Below are 15,980 nucleotides of genomic sequence, written 5' to 3'. Positions count from 1 at the left end.
CAAGTTAAAAAATAAAAAGGAGATATAAATAATGAAAAAAATTTTAGTTATCTTAAGTAGTGTTATTTTAACAAGTTCACCTGTTTTTGGCCTGAGTGGATGTGCACCTACCCCTGCTGAACGCCGTGATATTGATACAACAAGTGGGGAAGATAATGATAACAATGGGGGAAGTAGTGTTGATTATGAAAAAAATCGAATTATTAAACGATTAACTAGTTTTAGTGAATTGTCACCTCTTGTTGTTGATAGTGATGAATACCAAAATGTTAACAATGATGCTGCTTTCAGCATTTTAGAAAGTAAATTTAAAGAATTTAGTGATAATTTAATGCTAAAAAAAACAAATTTTACGCCTATTGAAATTGCAGAAGATGAAACTGCTCATTATGGAGAATTAACAGTTGTTGCTAATTATAAAGATAAAGAATTAACTAATCCAAAAACAAAAGATTCAAATTTTTTAATTCCTGTTGCTACTAATAATTTAAAATGAACAAATGATACAGTTCAAAAATTAAATAAAAGTATGACGATTGTTTTAACTAAAATGAATCTTCCCTTTCAAGGAACTACCTTAGCAATTGGCAAGATTTTATCGTTGGTTACAACGTTTCATCTTTTTGATAATTTGCCAAAAGTTATTCCAACTTCATTTAATGCGGATGATGAAAATTGAAAAAAATGAGAAGCCTTTGTTAATGATGAATTAATGAATTTACCACTTGCTGATGAAATGCTTAAAAATGGTGAAATTAATGAAACAATAAACAAAGATCTCTTGTTAGGTACTACTGCAGAAATAAAAATTAAAGCAAAATATCTTAATATTTTAAATAGTTTAGTACCAGATATTATTCATTTCCGTAATTTTGTTCTTGAGAAACGTGAACAACAAAAATCACAAAATTTGATCTTATTACTATTACAATATTTATTTGAAAAACCACGAGAAATTAACAATGATGGGTTTTTAGATGTTAATAAAAATATTCAAAGTACTAAAAATAAAAAAGAGAACCTTCAATTTAGTACTAATTTAGAACATATTTTACATAATTTGTTAGAAGGATGAAAAAGCAAAAGTGGTGAATGGTCAGCTAATAGAACTCCAATTTCAATTGTAGTAAAAGTTTATTGATGAATATCAACTACAACGATTAATATTAAATATGAAAAAATTGAGACAAGTTGATGAAAATTAACATCTGTGTCAGAGGGACTTATTGATAAAATTAAAGTATTTATTAACCAATTATTTAATTACGATTTAACAACTGATTTATCAATAAAAGTAAAACTTATTAAGTGAGATTTTAATTTTTCAATTCCACTTAATGGGCAAATTAAAAAACTTATACCATCAATATTAAAAATTAGTGGACATAGTAGTGATGCAATTGATAATATTGCTGTAGAATTAGTTAGTGGATTAGTTCAAATTGAATATCAGGATGAAAAAGGAGGAACATGAAAAACAGCTACTGAAATTACTGATTTAGCATCAGCACTAGAAATGCGAATTAATATTAATAATATTAAGTTTAAAGTTAAATCAATTAATGATCCTATGATTTTACTTGAAACAACTGATCCGGATTTACATCTAATCTTTATTCCAGATATTGATTCTAAAATTTTGGTGAAATAGCTATTTTTAAAAAATAAAATAGGAAAAGAATACTTTAATTATTAATTAACAGAAGTATTCTTTTTATTTTAAAAAATTATTGAATTAATTTAATGTAATAACATTTTATTGTTATGATTGCATTTTAAATTATAATCAGTATAATTTAAAAAGATTATAAGTAATAAATGGAGGTCTAAATGATAAAAATTGCTTTAATTTGTTCAGCAGGAATTAGTGCTAATCGAATTTTAGATAAGATTAATGATGTTATTGTTAAAAATAATTACTATATGCAATTTTTTGTGATAACACCAGAGCAATTAGAAAATAATTACAATATTATTTTATTAGATCCTCAAGTAGAATATTTATCAACAAAAGTAGTTGCTATTGCGAAGAATAGCAAAGTTGCTGTGTTACCATCAGAATTATATATTAATAATGATTCTAAAGGATTATTGATTTTGTTAATACGTTATAAGTTCAAATTTTTTGTTAAAAATTTTTGTTTTATTCAATTTTACGATAATTTTTTTAATAAGGTATATTTTTCTTTTTTTTTTTTTTTTTATGCTATAATATATAGGTATTATTTTTAAGAAAGAAAGAGTGGTGATTTCTTTGCTTGGACAGCAGGAACAGTCCGGACTGTTTTTACAATTAATCCGGATTATTAAGGGTATCAATTTTTACAAAAGTAATACATTATTTAATATTGTTTCTGACCATCAAGAAGATAATCACCGCAGTTATTTATAATTGCTACTATTTTTAGTTGTGTTAATTTATCTTATTTTGTTGTGTCATGAAACAAAGTAAGAGAGGAAACAAATCATGTTTGGAAAAGACAGAACAAAAGAAGCTTTATTAAAAAAGCTAAGTTTTAATGATAAAAAATTAAAAGCATGTTCAAAACTTAACCAACTTGAATTATTAAACGAATTTAAAAGTAATCAGTTTCGGATAAAGACAGCTGATGTCGAAGATTTACAAAAAGAATATGGACACAATAAAGTAGATACTACTAAATTTAATTTAGTTCTAAACTTTTTTAAATCATTTTTTGGACCTTTTAATTTAGTACTAATTGCGATTAGTATTTATAATTTTTATGAGTATTTTTCAAAATTTTTATGAGTATTTTTCAACTCCTATTGCAGAACGGGGAATTGCTGATATTTTACCAGGAATTATTGTAGCAGTTATGATTTTTGCAAGTGGAACAGTTGTTTATATTCAAACAATAAAAGCACATTTTGTAACGAAAAAATTAATTAATATTGTTAGTAATAAAGCAACAGTGATTCGAGATGGTAGGCTGCATAAAAAAGATTGGGGTATAAAAATATAAAGAAATTAAATAAGAATAATTAAACCATTTACTAAAATGGTTTTTTTATTTAAAAAAACCCAAAATAACTAATTGATTCAAAACAAGGATAGCATCTTTATATATTTATAATTTTTAAAATAATAAAAAGTTGTTTCCTTTCCGAAAAAACCATATTAAATTAAGAAATTAATAAATAATTCATATACTTACTTAGTAAAGGTGTTGTCCTTGTTTTGTTTTACTTAGTTATATTAATAAATCAATCGTTAAATATTAGATTAGAGAAACTAAAAATGGAAAAAATCAATATTATGATTAAATGCAGTAAATGCGGAATACCAAAGCGAGTTCATAAAGTTAAACATCGCGGAAAAACAGAATGATTTGAAGATATTTATTATAGTCAATATTAAATTTGATTTATAAAAAGGCATCGTGTACGATGAAGCGGCAAAAAAGCAACTCTTGTTAGAGTTGTTTTTTTATTTGAAATAAAACAACTCCTAAAAGGAGGTAATGATAATTAAACAACAAAAAATATGTGATGTTAATGATTGTTATAAATTATCATCATTCATCACCGAAGAATTTGTATCAAATAAAGTTTTATGAACTTGTGAAAAACATAGAAATTTATTGAATAAAGTAAAAGATAAAACACAAAAGCAATTTTATCAAAAACTAGAAAATTCAAAAATTATCTTTGATTATGAAACTGGTTCATTAAAAATTTGATTTTATAAAACAACTTAATGCAGAGTGGGACGGTTATTTTAAATAACTAAGTGCTTCCATAAGAACATGAGTATTAACTCATTCCCACAGCCGTCCGAGGCAAGTACTGAAATAGTGTATGAGTAAAGAGGAAAATCGGCGTTGGTTATTATTTTTAATAACTTGCGATAGTGGTGATGTGTCCAAGGCTAACATCAAACCACAATAAAAATAGAGATGGCGACACAAACAATTAAATTTGCGATTAGCATTCGGTCCTTCATATGGATGCAAGTAAATTTAATTTCAAAAACTGAGCGTTAAATCCCAGAGCGAAAGCACAAATGGGCACGGAAGAAGGAAGACATATATATGTCTGGCGTCTAATTTAAAAATATAGTTGCAGATTTTTAATAGATGCTAAAACAAACATAACACCGCCACCGCTTACCCCCAGTAAAGCGGATGGCGTAGTAAATAAATAGATAAATACTTATATAACTAATTATCGCTTCGGCACTTTCACTTGGGAGTGAGTGCCAGCGAGTTAAAGATAGGAGAAAAAATGATGGAATATAAAAGTAAATATATTAATAAAACTTGAGATGAAATAACAACATCTTTTGATTGAGTTAATTGTCAACCTATTGATTGTCGTATTTCACATCATAAAAAACATTATGATTTGCAATGTTTAGAATGAGCAAAAATGTACTTAAATTTATTTAAAGATAAATGAGGTGTTATTGCGTCTTATATGGAACATTACAAAATTAACGATATTTTAGATTTAGCATCAGATGGATGAAAAATATTACAATTTGAGAAAAAAATAAAAGGAATAATTTAGGAGGTAAAGATGAAAAAGAATAGTTGTCTTAAAAAAAGATATTGAGGTTATTGCTTTAAATGTGATAAACAAAATAAATATATCCCTACACACAATGAAATTACTGATGAACATTGAGCATTAGGAAAACAAAATTAGGGGGAATTAAATTATGGAAAAAAGATATTTATTAATAACAAATAGTTCATTTACTGGAATAGATACTGAATTATTTTATACATTAGAAGAAGCACAATATACTGCTAAAAATAAAAGTTGTTCTCAAACAACCATTATTGATTTAGAAGATAAAAATATTAAATGACAAGGAGATAAATAATATGTGAAAAGATGAAGATGGCAAAGTTTACACAAAAGAAGATTTATTTAATGAAGCATTAGAAGAATGTCATTCAGAAGAAAGTGCTTATGACTATATTGATACTTTAATTGCAGAAAAGAATTTGGAGGAAATTTAATATGACAAAAGAAGAATTTAATACAAAATATAAAGATAAATTTAGAATTAATGATTATTGTGATTTAGAACAATGAATTGAATGTGATTGTGATCATTGTCAAGAATGTAAATATTCTAAATCAAAACAATGGTCAATAGTTATCAATATAGAGGGTGAATTTGAAATGATATGTGATTATGTAAAATATCTCAAAAATAATTTTTCTTATTTGTATTGTCATACATGTGGGGCGGAATTATAAAATGAAAACATTACAAGATTTAATTAAAGATTTAACAGGAATTGATGTTGAACAAAATCAAATCAGTAAATATTTAGCAATTAAAACATTAGATTTACGAGGTGCTTATTTACGAAGTGCTAATTTACAAGGTACTGATTTATGATGTGCTGATTTATGATGTGCTAATTTAGAATATGCTAATTTACGAAGTGCTAATTTAGAAAATGCTTGTTTAGTAGGTGCTAATTTAGAAAATGCTTGTTTATTAGGTGCTAGAATTACAAAAAAACAATTAGACCAATTAACTGTTATTAAGGAGGATGAATAATGGCAAAATATTGTAAAAAATGTCAATGCCCTGTTAATCAAATTAACTCTGATTATTGTTTATTTTGTGATAATGATGTACTTAAAGAAGAACTTACAGAATTAAAACAACAAATATTATATAAAGAAGATTTTGATGCTCAATATTATTGTAGTTATCACGGACATTGAGACCAATGTATAGTTGAAGATGAAGAAGAACCAACAGAAGAACAATTATCAAAGTATATTCTAATTTTAAAAGATAATCCTAAATATGACAAATTACCTAGTAAGGATGTGAAATAATGAATAAATTTATTGGAATTGGAAGAACAACAAAAGATATTGAAATTAAGAAAACTCAAAATGGGAAAGAATATGCTATGTTTCAATTAGCAGTAGCAAGACCACATTCAACCCAAAAAGAAACTGATTTTATTCCTTGTCAAGTTTGAAATAAACAAGCAAATTTATTACAACAATATTGTCAAAAAGGTAGTCAAATTGCAATTACAGGTATTTTACAATCTTATAAAGATAAAGATAATAAAATACAATGAATGGTAAGAGTTTATAGTTGTGAATTTTTACAAACTAATAATAATTTAAAAAAAGATACTTTATCTGAAAAACCACAAGAAAAAATAGAATTTAATTCATCTGATACAAAAGAATTATTTAATAATGATAATCAAAATATTGGTAATGATGAAGCAATTTTATGAGATTAGATTTAAAACCTTTATATATTTATAATGATGAATTACATAAGTATAGCATTTTAATTCCTAGTGTTAGTCAAATTGTTAATATTTTATTACCAAAAGACTATTCGCAAATTGATGATAATATTTTAAAATTAGCACAAAATCGTGGAATATGTATACATAATATGATTGATGTTTGAATAAAAAATAATTTTGATGATGAATTAATTGAATTTATTGATTGTGAAATAAAATCACATCGTGAATTATTTAAAAATTTTATAAAACTATATCAAGAAACTTTTAAAGATATTAAATTTAGACATTATGAAACTGAAAAAACACTTTATAGTCCTTTAATGTGTGGTACAACTGATTTTATTGGTATAACAACAGATAATGAATATATAATGTGTGATTAAAAAATTACAAGTTCTAATGAAAAAGCGGATATTGAACGCTATATTTGACAATTAAAACTTTATTATTTATTAGAAAAAAACTTTTGTATAGATAATAAAAAAATATTAATGATAATTATAAATCCAAAATTAAAAATAGTAATTAAAGAAAAAGTTAATATTACTAAACAAGATTTAGAACAAATTAAAGAAGCCATTTTAATATGACAAGAAAGAGAGGAGTGAGAAAATGCCACAAGAAACTAAAACAAAAACCTTAATTGAAAGTATTGGAGAAATTCAATCTGATATAAATCTTTTTGTTGGTAAAAATGCCAGAAATGACCATAATAATTATAATTATTTTACAGAAAGTGACCTCTATCAAACCTTAAAACCACAATTACGTAAACAAGGTATAACTTATACTATTCAAGCAGTTGGAGAACCAAGTTTTACAGAAACACAAAGTAGTAAAGGTGGAAAATTAATAAATTATTATTCAAAAGGATTATTAACACTTTATAAAGGTAGTGAAAAATTAGAATTAGGAATTATTTTATCAGCACAAAATTCAGATATTGCAAAAGCAATTGGTAGTGCTTTAACTTATGGAGCTCGTTATTGATTATGTAAAACTTTTGGTATAGCAACAGATGAATTAGATCCTGATAGTACTGAAATAAGTAAAGAAAATAGTAATCAAGTTATTAAAGAAAATAATAATCCAAATTCAATGAGTTTAGAACATTTTAATAATATTAAAAATTTTATTACAAATACAAAAATAGATATAAATATTAAAGAAGAAGCAAAAAAATTTATTAAAGAAACTACAAGTGCAACAAAATTAGAACCAGTTATTATTAAAAAACAAAGTGAAGATTTTTATTATCAATTTAAAGAAAGGTTTTTAAAATAATGATAAAAATAGGTATTGTCCCATCAGGTACTGGTACTACTGGTATTGTTATTTATGAAGATAATAAATTAAAGGAAAAATTCGAATTTACTAGTATGTTGTGATTAAAACACATATCTTTTATAAAAGATATATTATGCAAATGCAAATATTGTAATTTTCTTAGTATTATAAACATTGAAAATTGTTTACCAACAAATGCTAATGGTTCAAAAGACCGTGATGATTTATTGCGATTACTAGGTGCTATTGAAGCTATTGAAATTAAAAAGAAACATTATACTATTATTAATTGAGTATCTAACTGAGTATCACCAAAATATACTAAATCAGTTGTTAAAAATATTGAAAATTTAAGTAAATATAATGATAGTTGTTTATGAAAATATGAAAAAGATACTAATTTAACTTATCAATATGGTAAAGGTTGATTTTATAATAATGAAAAAATAAGTAATCATCTCCGCGATGCAATTATAATTGCTAATTATGAGAGGTAATATTATGAAGAAAACATATAATAAAAAACGAAAAGAAAAATATAATCAAAGAAGAAAAATATATTATTCTAGTATGGTTCGTAAAACTGTTAATCTTTACTTAAATACCGAACAAGAAAAAATCTGAAATAATTTACCACAAAACTATACTTTTTCAGAAAAAGTAGAATATTTTATTAATTATTATATTGTAAATAACAAAGGAGATAATAAAAATGAGTAAAAAAAATAAAAAGTTAACTCGGTTAATTTTATTATATATATTAATTGATTTTTTATTATTATGATTAATATTTATGCCAATTTTAATTTTTATTGCTATGTTTAAATTTGGATTAAAAACAAAGAGAATTGATACTTATATGATAGAAATTGGTTGAATAGATGAATGTTTAAAATATGAAAACATTTTAATAGCGTTAATAATAACAATTTTAATTATTATTGTAATAAATATATTTTATTTTACAAGAGAAAAATGAAAATGGTGATAATAACAAATAAAAAATAACCAATTAAGGTTATTTTTTTAAATGCTATTTGTAAGTTTTTCAATCGCTTCTTTTTTAGCATATTCTTTATCATTAATTTTAACTTGTTTTTTGACATTTTTAATTTGTCCAGTTTTAATTGCTAATTCTGTTGCACTTTCAGCACCGCGTAAATGCTTTTCATGAGCAATTACAGCAGTTCGTAATTCTCTAATTTCTGCTTTATATTTTTTAATTTTTTTAGCAGATAAACCAAGAACGCCAAGACTACCAGTTCCAACTGAACCCGCTAATACAAGTAAAACAATCATTAATGTATCTGTTGAAATATTCATTTTTTTATTTCCTTTCTATCCTTACTAAAACAGTGGCCATCTATTCTTTCAGAACAAAATAATTTATAAAATAGACTATATAACCACCCAAAAATATCTACCACCCCTATATAGTCTATTTATTTCATCTTTTTTTTAAGACAATATTGATTTCAACTTTTAACTTGTTCTATTGTTTTTTTACAATTATGACAAATATTAACATTATGTTTTTTAAGATATTTACGAAATATTAATCAACCCAATAATATTAAATATAATATATAACTTGGTATTTTATAAACTTGCTCTAAACATTTACCAATCGGTAATTTAATTGCTGGTATTTTAGGTATTTTTGTTGTTAATCAAGCAGTACCATGTAATATTGGATATGATATAACAATCCCAGCATATCCAAAAAAACCACCATCAGTTATATCATGTTGACCAAACATAAACTCTTTAACTGGTTCTAATGTTGGTATTCAATTAAAATGTAAACTAGTAAAAAATAAACCATATAAACTTAAAAATGGGGTATGATATAAAATTGATAAAGCATTATATCGCATAATATATGCTTTTTTAATATGAAATGGATATTTATCATATTTTAAAAACTTACGATTTTTTCATGCTTTAAAACTTTGACTTGGATTTCTTTGTTCAAAACCTAATCTTTGTCAATAAGTACCATTTTCATTTTTAATAATAATATTTTCTTTATCTATCATACTTACACCTCTTGTCGAAAAATACGAACACTATTAATTGGTATATTAGAACCCTCTGAACCATTAGTTAAATAAATCCGACCACTAGCACTATATAAAGCAATACTATAAGGGGTTTTATCGAAATCATCAATAAAACAAGTTGCTTGATGTTTAGATAAAGTTTTATTTTCTTTTGTTTCTGTAAAATAAGGTGGTTCAAGTCATAACATACCTTCAGCACCTTTACGATTAGTTGGTGATAATCAAACTTGATAACGATATTCTTCTGAAAATTCAGGAATATCAATATACTTAGCACTATCAGGTGTATAAGATATACTTACTTTTTCTCATTTTATTTTTTTACCTATATCAAATATTCATTTTATTACTTGTTCAAAAGTATCTTTAAAACTTTTATTAAACGATAATTTATTATTTTCAATACCAAATTCATCTGATAATAATAACTCTAAACTACCATTATCTTTTTGATGTAATGGGGCATTAACTGTTATTGAACTACCACTTTGTGCTTTTTTAACAATATATTTTCCACCTTCTTTATCAATATAATCTTTATTTAAATCACTATCTTTAATAACATCAGATGGTATATCACTGCCTTGTTTTGCTTTTCATACATTATTTTCATAATAAATCGTATCATTATCAAAAGGCACTATTAATTTAATATACTCATTATAATCAATCTTACTAAAATCATTAATAGTAGGATAAGTTATATTAATTGAATTATCTGTTTGAAATCGTTCTTTTAATCAAAATAATAATGTTTCATAAAATGTTTTTTTAGTAATATATTTATATTCTTCTTCTCATGGATGAGCATAATTTCCTAAATTATAATTATATGGTCTTATATTTGTTTTACTAGATATAATATCAATTATTTCACCTGCTAATTTTAAAGCATTTTTAACATCACGAGTAATATTTTCATTTGCTTCAGGGTCATTAGTTTGTGAATAAGCAACACCACCTTGTGAAAATGATGCACTACCAGTTAAATCATTTACTCCTTTTGGTAAATATCAATTTATAACTGCTAATAAACAACCAGATTGAATATAACTTAATCATTTATCATATTCAATTACACCTGTATTATCTTTTTTTACTCATGGAAATAAATCTTTTTTATTAATCTTATCGGAAATTGTTCCACCTGATAATCTATCCATTCATAAACTAGTTTTTAAAATAGCATTATAAATTAAATTATCATTATAAGCAGATTGTTTTCTATCATTAATTGGTTGTCAAAGTTTACTTTCTTTAACATCTTCAACTGTTATAAATAACAAATTATTTAAATTATTTTCCATATAAAACACCCCTTAATTGATTACGATATTTATTTTTTAAATTAGATGGTTTATAACTATTAACTTTTCTTTTATTTTTATTAATTGTTTTAATAGATTTATTAACCTGATAAAATTTACTATTAACTGGTGCTTTATATAAATTCTTAATATTTTTAATATCATTTCGGCGTTCACGATATCATTTTTTATTATTAATTTCACCAGCAAAATTAAAATTAAAATGCCCAATCTTTAAATTATTAATAAACTTTTTAATTTGCTGTAATTTTTGAACTGTTGGTAATGTTAATTTAATATTTCCTTTTGGATATTTTTCTTTTAATGCTTGTGGTAATCGTTTTTTAATATAATTTCTTAAATGACTAGGTAATCATTTTCTTAATCAATAACGCCAAAATAAAGTCCCTGCATTAGATACAGCATTACTTAATAATTTTCAAATTTCCACTGGAACACTAGGATAAACATATGGACCATAAAACTTAGGGTTTTTTGCTGTTTTTGTATATATTAAAATAGTTAAATTACCCGTTAAAGTTAATTTATTTGTAATATTAAACATACCACTATCAAGTCAACTACTATTTAAAGGTTGTCAATTAGTATTTAGATAATTTTCATTTTTAAATTGTTCTCTATTTTTAATATTATTTTCTTTTTCTAATTGATTTAATATTTGTTGAATTTCTTTTTTATAACCTTTTTTAATTAAATTTAAGTAAGTAAATGGGTCTAACCACTGATAAATATCTTCAACTTTATTAGTAATTTTTTTATATTTACCAGTAGTATAATTAATTGGTTTTAATACTGTTTGTTTAATTTGATTAACTTTATTAATTAAATTAACAAATTTATTTATTAATGTTTTATTTTCTAAATTAGAAACTAATAAGGTTAATATTCTTAAAATTAATAAATTCATAATTAAGTTTTTTTAGTAGCAGCAGGAACTGTAATTTCCATTCCTGTTGTTTCACCAGTTAATCAATTTGTACCAATTAAACTATATGGTACCGAAACATTATTGCTAAAATTACCCTCATCTCTATCATTAAATATTGAATGATCATAATCTAAAATATTAACAATATAATCTGAAGTTGTTAAACCAGCATTAAGTTTTTGAATTGCTTTAATAAGACCAGTATTCATTTCAGTAATTACATCTGCTTTTTTAGTTAAATCAGGAACATCACTATATCAAGGTGTTTTTAAAGTTCCAATATTATCTTTATTAAATTGTTTAATACTTATTTGATTTACTTTTTGCACTTTATAATACTGAACTTGTGAAACACCAGTTGCTTTATTTTTACCAGCAATATAAATATCAACATAAATATCTGTTGTAGTAATATCATAACTTGATGGTGAACCTTGATAATATAACGGTCATCAATCATAATCATCTGCTGTTAAACTTGCATCAACCGCTTTAACTGCTTTTAAAACTTTATCATTTAAAAGCGGTCTTAAATCTTCACTTGATACTTTTTGAGGTACAATAATTCCTTTAATTATTTCATCATTTGTTAAACTATCAACATTTTTAATTTTATCGTGAATATCTATGGCGCTACTTACTTTGAATAAATTAAAGAAACTGTTCCACTATATTTATTTGGATTTCCAGTTGCTAATGCGCCAGTAGATGTAATATTAGAGAATGTTGCATCTCCAGTTTGATAATTAGTATTTTTTGTCTTAATAGCAGTTTCTAATTCTGCTGTTGTTGGTGTATCACCAACCATTGTAATTTGACCTAAATTAGGTGTTGTAATAACTGTTGATAAAGCAGGTTTACCAATAGTATAGTCAATCGGAACTCGGTAAGTTATATTTAAATTATTAATTGCTTGTGTAATTTCTGTTTGTGTTGGTTGTCTTTCTAAAATAATTTTACATGTTTTTGGATATAAAATTGTTGGTGTTGCATATTGAACTTTACCAATTCATTTAGGGTTAGCAGTATCATTATCTAAAACTTGTTGAATAGTATCCATATTAATTGGATATGCTCAAACTTGTTTATTAATAATTAAACCATTTACATTAGTAAAATCATAACCTTTATCACGATTAACTTGTCCTTTTGTATATATTTTTTCTAAATGAAAACTTTTAGATACTGGAATACCCATTGCTGTATTTTCATATAATTCACCATTAACCATTGCTTTTAATTGTGCTTGTGAACCAATTACTTTTAAATAAGCAGGTGTTAATCCTAAATAAGCTCTTCGTCCTAAAACCATAAACATTTTATCTGTTGGTAAACCAAAATATAAATTACTAATTTGATTTGTTAATTCAATTAAAGTTTCATTTAATGTAAAAAATGCACGATTAGCATCATCAGCATTATCTGCTGTATAACTACGAAATGGAATTACTTCATATTGTCCATCTGCTAAACAATAATCATAAATAGCCTGAATTAATTCACATTCTAAATTAACAAATTTATTTTGAACAACACTAGAAATAGCATCAGCAATAACACCATTTTTAATATTTTGTTCTAATAATGCTAAATCAAAAGCTTCATTCATTAATTTTAAATTAAATCTTTTATCAATAGGAACTGGAATTCTTGTTAATCCCATAGTTTGAGTTGTCCCACCATTTGGTAATGAATAATCATTTTGTCATACCACACGATGAGTTAAATTATATAATGCTTGTCCAGCATTAGGTAAATAAGCAACTTGTTCAGCAGTTGCTGTTGCATATTGCATAATACTTGCATATTCATTATATAAAGGTCCACGCAATAAAGCATTTACCATATCAACATATGCTTTTTGATCTGTTGTATTACCTTGTAATGTAAAAGGTACTTGTGGCACATTAATTGTTGCCATAATTTTCACTCCTTATTATCTAAGGTTTTTAAGTGTGAAATCAGTTAATTTTTTAACTTCATCAGGTGTATATGCACCTTTTTCTTTAATAGTTTCAATTTCATCATTTTTATTTTCAGTAGATTTTTCAATCATATCTTTAATAAAATTAGTTGGTGAAACTGATTGTTGTTCTTCAACAAACAAATCAGGTTTTAATTCTTTTAAAGTTTGCATTCTTTCACTTAAAGAATTACCACTAACTTTATCTAAATTAGTTTTAATATCTTCAATTTTAGTAGATGGAACATCTTTAAAAGCTTTTAATTCATCTAATTCATTAGCAACTTTTAAATACTCTTCTTTTGAAATAGTATCAGTTCTTTTTTGCAAACTTTCTCTAATTTGTTTTGCTTCATTATTAAATTCATTTAATATATTATCTGCTATTTCAGCACTTAAACCTTGTTCTATTAATTGTTCTTTTGTAATTGCCATTTTTATAAACCTCTCTTTTTTTATTCTTGTCCGATTAACAAGTCAGCATAAACTCTTTTTAAGGCGGAAAGCTTAAACCGGAAATACGCTTTTTTAACAAAAGATTAAACCATTAACTTTATTTTACACTATTATTTTACCAATACAATACTTTTTATATATAAATACTAAACAAATAACATAAAAGTGTTATAATAAAATTGAAATGAGGTAATAAAATGACATTTTTAGATTTTTTAAATGAAATTAATATGAAAAGTAATTTAGTTATTTGTTTTAATAATAAACAGTATAAATTTAGTAAAAAAGAATATTTTAAAAGAGATAAATTTAATAATATTAATTTTTTATTATATATACCGGATTTAGATAAATGTAAAATTGCTGATATTGAATTTCTAACCAAAGAATGAAATAACAATTTAAAAATTACATTAGTATAAAAAATCTAGCATTTTTGCTAGACTTTTTTACTTAATTTCATAATTCTCATAAATTTTTATACATTCTTCTTTTGAAATAATTTTGTTTTCCATTAAAATTGATAACATCTCTGTTCTTTTTATATCATTTAAAGAATTAAAATAATTAGATTTAATATATTTATTTTTAAAATCCTCTCTTGTAATAGTTTTTGATACAAGAGGGTAATGAGATTTTCATAAATTCCATCATTGTGTCATAATTATATTTTGAAAACCATTAGCATTATCATCTGTTAAAAAATATAATTCTTTTAAACTAATAAGTTTAGATTTAAGATAGTCCATACACTTAGAGTGTCATTGTTTTTTTCCATTAAGATATTCAATATATGTTTCGTCTTTTTCTAATAAATTAATAAAGTCTTGTTTTAATTCATTCATTTTTTCACCCCTTTGATTAAATTAATAAAGAGGTAAAACCTTATCATTCTTACTTGAAATTATTATTTATTGATATATTATTACTAATAAGAATGATGTCGGGTCATTCTCTTTTTTATTTAACTAAAATAATAATATCATAATATTATACCAATACAATATAATTTGTATATAAATACTAAACTTAATATATTTCATTGCTAATATACCCCTTAAAACAAGTAATAACAATAAAAAAGAGATATTAAATCTCTTTTTTTTATTTTTTATTATATAATTTAACTAATAAATAAAGAAGGAGAATACAATGAAAAGATTGTTAAGTATTATTGGTGCAATTACATTACTAGGAACAAGTACAACAAGTTTAGTTGCTTGTAATGCACCACAAGAATATACATCCGAAGAATTAACAAAACTTAAAGAAAATAATAAAATAGATACAGCTGATGAAAATATTAAAAATAATTTAGAATGAATAGCACCACAAGAAAAACCATTTAATGAAGTTGATAATAAGTATTATTATGTAGTGTGGCGTGGTGATGAAAATGATAATTGAAGATTAATTAAACATAAAAATAATACACTCGATTTTATAGAAATTGATAATTTTGAAAAAGCAGATTTATGAAAAAGTAGTCCCTATAAATTTGGATCAGGACAAACATTAAATATTGCATGAACTTTTAAAGAAATTTATTGAGAAAATGATAATGGTACTTATTTTAAATATGTTTATCGTTGAAATTTAGATACACAAGAACCTAATTTAGATATTGATAAAGATGGCAATGTAAAAGTTAAAGAAAAATAAAAAAGAGATTTAATAATCTCTTTT

Annotated in this window: 28 protein-coding genes and 1 pseudogene; 21 read left to right on the top strand and 8 right to left on the bottom strand. The window is 24.0% G+C overall.

Annotation, left to right across the window (positions count from 1 at the left end):
* Positions 1 to 31: 31 nt before the first annotated feature.
* The 19 genes and pseudogenes from SDAV_RS04845 (at position 32) to SDAV_RS04780 (ending at position 8,547) form a co-directional block, all read left to right on the top strand.
* A complete protein-coding gene (locus SDAV_RS04845) occupies positions 32 to 1,651 on the top strand; it encodes a hypothetical protein (protein WP_114564769.1) in 1,620 nt (539 codons plus the stop codon).
* A gap of 179 nt (positions 1,652 to 1,830) precedes the next feature.
* Positions 1,831 to 2,232, top strand: a complete 402-nt coding sequence (locus tag SDAV_RS04840; RefSeq protein WP_245938530.1) for a PTS sugar transporter subunit IIB — start codon at positions 1,831 to 1,833, stop codon at positions 2,230 to 2,232.
* A gap of 235 nt (positions 2,233 to 2,467) precedes the next feature.
* Positions 2,468 to 2,674 (top strand): annotated as a pseudogene (locus SDAV_RS13095) (hypothetical protein); the annotation flags it as partial.
* A gap of 70 nt (positions 2,675 to 2,744) precedes the next feature.
* Complete coding sequence (locus tag SDAV_RS13090) at positions 2,745 to 2,984, top strand: hypothetical protein (RefSeq protein ID WP_245938601.1); 240 nt, start codon at positions 2,745 to 2,747, stop codon at positions 2,982 to 2,984.
* Between the two features lie 498 nt (positions 2,985 to 3,482).
* Positions 3,483 to 3,719, top strand: a complete 237-nt coding sequence (locus tag SDAV_RS04830) for a hypothetical protein (RefSeq protein ID WP_114564610.1) — start codon at positions 3,483 to 3,485, stop codon at positions 3,717 to 3,719.
* A gap of 529 nt (positions 3,720 to 4,248) precedes the next feature.
* Entirely contained in the window at positions 4,249 to 4,530 is a 282-nt protein-coding gene (locus SDAV_RS04825; protein WP_114564768.1) for a hypothetical protein, read from the top strand.
* A 9-nt stretch (positions 4,531 to 4,539) separates the two neighbouring features.
* Positions 4,540 to 4,668 (top strand): hypothetical protein, encoded by a 129-nt coding sequence (locus SDAV_RS14010; protein ID WP_281268852.1) that lies wholly within the window; start codon positions 4,540 to 4,542, stop codon positions 4,666 to 4,668.
* A 13-nt stretch (positions 4,669 to 4,681) separates the two neighbouring features.
* On the top strand, positions 4,682 to 4,849 hold the full coding sequence (locus SDAV_RS11930) for a hypothetical protein (protein WP_186823344.1): 168 nt from the start codon (positions 4,682 to 4,684) through the stop codon (positions 4,847 to 4,849).
* Between the two features lies 1 nt (position 4,850).
* Entirely contained in the window at positions 4,851 to 4,988 is a 138-nt protein-coding gene (locus SDAV_RS11925; RefSeq protein WP_155522097.1) for a hypothetical protein, read from the top strand.
* 1 nt (position 4,989) lies between these two features.
* On the top strand, positions 4,990 to 5,232 hold the full coding sequence (locus SDAV_RS04820; protein WP_114564767.1) for a hypothetical protein: 243 nt from the start codon (positions 4,990 to 4,992) through the stop codon (positions 5,230 to 5,232).
* A 1-nt stretch (position 5,233) separates the two neighbouring features.
* A complete protein-coding gene (locus tag SDAV_RS04815; RefSeq protein ID WP_114564118.1) occupies positions 5,234 to 5,542 on the top strand; it encodes a pentapeptide repeat-containing protein in 309 nt (102 codons plus the stop codon).
* Positions 5,542 to 5,829, top strand: coding sequence for a hypothetical protein (locus tag SDAV_RS04810; RefSeq protein WP_114564766.1), 288 nt, complete (start codon positions 5,542 to 5,544; stop codon positions 5,827 to 5,829). The genes SDAV_RS04815 and SDAV_RS04810 overlap by 1 nt, the downstream gene beginning before the upstream one ends.
* Complete coding sequence (locus tag SDAV_RS04805; RefSeq protein WP_114564606.1) at positions 5,829 to 6,254, top strand: single-stranded DNA-binding protein; 426 nt, start codon at positions 5,829 to 5,831, stop codon at positions 6,252 to 6,254. The genes SDAV_RS04810 and SDAV_RS04805 overlap by 1 nt, the downstream gene beginning before the upstream one ends.
* Entirely contained in the window at positions 6,245 to 6,652 is a 408-nt protein-coding gene (locus SDAV_RS04800) for a hypothetical protein (RefSeq protein WP_114564765.1), read from the top strand. The genes SDAV_RS04805 and SDAV_RS04800 overlap by 10 nt, the downstream gene beginning before the upstream one ends.
* Positions 6,653 to 6,760: 108 nt before the next feature.
* Complete coding sequence (locus SDAV_RS11920; protein WP_155522151.1) at positions 6,761 to 6,898, top strand: hypothetical protein; 138 nt, start codon at positions 6,761 to 6,763, stop codon at positions 6,896 to 6,898.
* Positions 6,882 to 7,553 (top strand): ERF family protein, encoded by a 672-nt coding sequence (locus SDAV_RS04795; RefSeq protein WP_114564764.1) that lies wholly within the window; start codon positions 6,882 to 6,884, stop codon positions 7,551 to 7,553. The genes SDAV_RS11920 and SDAV_RS04795 overlap by 17 nt, the downstream gene beginning before the upstream one ends.
* A complete protein-coding gene (locus SDAV_RS04790; RefSeq protein ID WP_114564763.1) occupies positions 7,553 to 8,053 on the top strand; it encodes a hypothetical protein in 501 nt (166 codons plus the stop codon). Before SDAV_RS04795 ends, SDAV_RS04790 begins: the two co-directional genes overlap by 1 nt.
* A gap of 4 nt (positions 8,054 to 8,057) precedes the next feature.
* The gene (locus SDAV_RS04785) at positions 8,058 to 8,276 is read left to right on the top strand and encodes a hypothetical protein (RefSeq protein ID WP_114564602.1); all 219 of its coding nucleotides are present in this window, start codon (positions 8,058 to 8,060) and stop codon (positions 8,274 to 8,276) included.
* Positions 8,269 to 8,547 (top strand): hypothetical protein, encoded by a 279-nt coding sequence (locus tag SDAV_RS04780; RefSeq protein WP_114564762.1) that lies wholly within the window; start codon positions 8,269 to 8,271, stop codon positions 8,545 to 8,547. Before SDAV_RS04785 ends, SDAV_RS04780 begins: the two co-directional genes overlap by 8 nt.
* Before the next feature lie 35 nt (positions 8,548 to 8,582).
* Here the strand turns inward: SDAV_RS04780 and SDAV_RS04775 are convergent, their stop codons facing one another.
* From SDAV_RS04775 to SDAV_RS04745, 7 genes are all read right to left on the bottom strand, one after another.
* Positions 8,583 to 8,879 carry a hypothetical protein gene (locus SDAV_RS04775; RefSeq protein ID WP_114564600.1) on the bottom strand — a complete coding sequence of 99 codons (297 nt, stop codon included), beginning with the start codon at positions 8,877 to 8,879 and terminating at the stop codon, positions 8,583 to 8,585.
* Between the two features lie 119 nt (positions 8,880 to 8,998).
* Positions 8,999 to 9,595 carry a hypothetical protein gene (locus tag SDAV_RS04770; RefSeq protein ID WP_114564761.1) on the bottom strand — a complete coding sequence of 199 codons (597 nt, stop codon included), beginning with the start codon at positions 9,593 to 9,595 and terminating at the stop codon, positions 8,999 to 9,001.
* 2 nt (positions 9,596 to 9,597) lie between these two features.
* On the bottom strand, positions 9,598 to 10,926 hold the full coding sequence (locus SDAV_RS04765; RefSeq protein WP_114564760.1) for a hypothetical protein: 1,329 nt from the start codon (positions 10,924 to 10,926) through the stop codon (positions 9,598 to 9,600).
* A complete protein-coding gene (locus SDAV_RS04760; protein WP_114564597.1) occupies positions 10,916 to 11,854 on the bottom strand; it encodes a hypothetical protein in 939 nt (312 codons plus the stop codon). The genes SDAV_RS04765 and SDAV_RS04760 overlap by 11 nt, the downstream gene beginning before the upstream one ends.
* Positions 11,855 to 11,856: 2 nt before the next feature.
* On the bottom strand, positions 11,857 to 12,204 hold the full coding sequence (locus SDAV_RS04755; RefSeq protein WP_114564759.1) for a hypothetical protein: 348 nt from the start codon (positions 12,202 to 12,204) through the stop codon (positions 11,857 to 11,859).
* Between the two features lie 308 nt (positions 12,205 to 12,512).
* Complete coding sequence (locus tag SDAV_RS04750) at positions 12,513 to 13,796, bottom strand: hypothetical protein (RefSeq protein WP_114564758.1); 1,284 nt, start codon at positions 13,794 to 13,796, stop codon at positions 12,513 to 12,515.
* Positions 13,797 to 13,811: 15 nt separating this feature from the next.
* Positions 13,812 to 14,273 carry a hypothetical protein gene (locus SDAV_RS04745; protein WP_105299328.1) on the bottom strand — a complete coding sequence of 154 codons (462 nt, stop codon included), beginning with the start codon at positions 14,271 to 14,273 and terminating at the stop codon, positions 13,812 to 13,814.
* A 218-nt stretch (positions 14,274 to 14,491) separates the two neighbouring features.
* On the opposite strand from SDAV_RS04745, the gene SDAV_RS04740 reads away from it, so the two are divergent.
* On the top strand, positions 14,492 to 14,716 hold the full coding sequence (locus SDAV_RS04740; RefSeq protein ID WP_114564757.1) for a hypothetical protein: 225 nt from the start codon (positions 14,492 to 14,494) through the stop codon (positions 14,714 to 14,716).
* Between the two features lie 27 nt (positions 14,717 to 14,743).
* Here the strand turns inward: SDAV_RS04740 and SDAV_RS04735 are convergent, their stop codons facing one another.
* Positions 14,744 to 15,139, bottom strand: a complete 396-nt coding sequence (locus SDAV_RS04735; RefSeq protein WP_114564756.1) for a hypothetical protein — start codon at positions 15,137 to 15,139, stop codon at positions 14,744 to 14,746.
* Positions 15,140 to 15,446: 307 nt separating this feature from the next.
* Here SDAV_RS04735 and SDAV_RS04730 point away from each other — a divergent pair, with 307 nt between their 5' ends.
* Positions 15,447 to 15,956: a lipoprotein gene (locus SDAV_RS04730; RefSeq protein WP_114564755.1), complete on the top strand. Its 510-nt coding sequence runs from the start codon at positions 15,447 to 15,449 to the stop codon at positions 15,954 to 15,956.
* The last annotated feature ends 24 nt before the right edge of the window (positions 15,957 to 15,980 follow it).

Origin of the sequence: Spiroplasma phoeniceum P40 (assembly GCF_003339775.1) — a bacterium.
Classification (GTDB): Bacteria; Bacillota_I; Bacilli_A; order Mycoplasmatales; family Mycoplasmataceae; genus Spiroplasma; species Spiroplasma phoeniceum.
Note: the sequence above shows the minus strand (reverse complement) of the source record. Positions and strands in the feature narration are given on the sequence as shown.